At 64.6% G+C, this 1,757-nt stretch carries 1 protein-coding gene; it reads left to right on the top strand.

Translation table 11 applies throughout. The annotated features are described in order from the left end of the window. Positions 1-19 precede the first annotated feature (19 nt). A complete protein-coding gene (locus E6W33_RS26810; protein ID WP_136420437.1) occupies positions 20-1,747 on the top strand; it encodes an ABC transporter substrate-binding protein in 1,728 nt (575 codons plus the stop codon). Positions 1,748-1,757: the final 10 nt, after the last annotated feature.

Here is a 1,757-nt window from a genome sequence, read left to right on the forward strand (position 1 = left end):
AACAAGAAAAGGTGGAGATATGAGACTGAAACTGACAGCGCTGGCGGCTGCGGCGATGCTGGCCTCGGGGGCGTCGTGGGCGGACATGACGGCGGCGGAGAAGTGGGTGACGCAGGAATTCCAGCCCTCGACGCTGAGCAAGAAGCAGCAGCTCGACGAGATGAAATGGTTCATCGATGCGGCGGCCAAGTTGAAGGCCAAGGGCGTCAACGAGATCAACGTGGTGTCGGAGACGATCGACACGCACGTGTACGAATCGAAGACGCTGGCCAAGGCGTTCGAGGAAATCACCGGCATCAAGGTCAAGCACGACATCATCCAGGAAGGCGACGTGGTCGAGAAGCTGCAGACCTCGATGCAGTCGGGCAAGAGTATCTACGACGGCTGGATCTCGGACTCGGACCTGATCGGCACCCACTACCGCTACGGCGCGATCGTGCCGCTGTCGGACTACATGGCCGGCGAAGGCAAGGAATTCACCAATCCCGGGCTGGACCTGAAGGACTTCATCGGCACCAGCTTCACCACCGCGCCCGACGGCAAGCTGTACCAGCTGCCCGACCAGCAGTTCGCCAACCTGTACTGGTTCCGCGCCGACTGGTTCGCGCGCAAGGACCTGCAGCAGAAGTTCAAGGCCAAGTACGGCTACGACCTGGGCGTGCCGGTCAACTGGAGCGCGTACGAGGACATCGCCGACTTCTTCACCAACGACGTCAAGGAGCTCGACGGCAAGAAGGTGTACGGCCACATGGACTACGGCAAGAAGGACCCGTCGCTGGGCTGGCGCTTCACCGACGCCTGGCTGTCGATGGCGGGCTCGGCCGACAAGGGCATCCCGAACGGCCTGCCGGTGGACGAATGGGGCATCCGCGTGGCCAACGACAAGTGCACGCCGGTGGGCGCGTCGGTGGCGCGCGGCGGCGCGACCAACTCGCCGGCGGCGGTGTATGCCTTGACCAAGTACGTGGACTGGATGAAGAAGTACGCGCCGCCGCAGGCCATGGGCATGACCTTCTCGGAAGCCGGGCCGGTGCCGGCGCAGGGCGAGGTGGCGCAGCAGATCTTCTGGTACACCGCGTTCACCGCGTCCTACATCAAGGGCGGGCTGCCGGTGGTGGGTCCGGACGGCAAGCCGAAGTGGCGCATGGCGCCGTCGCCGCACGGTCCGTACTGGAAGGAAGGCATGCAGAACGGCTACCAGGACGTGGGTTCGTGGACCTTCTTCAAGTCGACTCCGCCGGAGCGGCGCGCGGCGGCCTGGCTGTACGCGCAGTTCGTGACGGCCAAGACGGTATCGCTGAAGAAGTCGATCACGGGGCTGACCTTCATCCGCGACTCCGACATCCGCAGCGACTACTTCACCAAGCACGCGGACCAGCTGGGCGGGATGATCGAGTTCTACCGCAGCCCGGCGCGGGTGGCGTGGACGCCGACGGGCAACAACGTGCCGGACTATCCGAAGCTGGCGCAGCTGTGGTGGAAGAACGTGGCCACGGCGGTGACGGGCGAGAAGACGCCGCAGGCGGCGATGGACAGCCTGGCCGACGAGATGGACCAGGTGATGGCGCGGCTCGAGCGTGCGGGGATGAAGAACTGCGCGCCCAAGCTCAATCCGAAGGGCGATGCGGCCAAGTGGCTGTCGGACAAGGGTGCGCCGTGGAAGAAGCTGGGCAACGAGAAGCCCAAGGGCGAGACCATCGCCTACGACAAGCTGCTGCAGGCCTGGAAGGAAGGCCGCGTCAAGTAAACGGCTGAAA

This window comes from Herbaspirillum sp. ST 5-3 (assembly GCF_004804275.1).
Classification (GTDB): domain Bacteria; phylum Pseudomonadota; class Gammaproteobacteria; order Burkholderiales; family Burkholderiaceae_D; genus Noviherbaspirillum.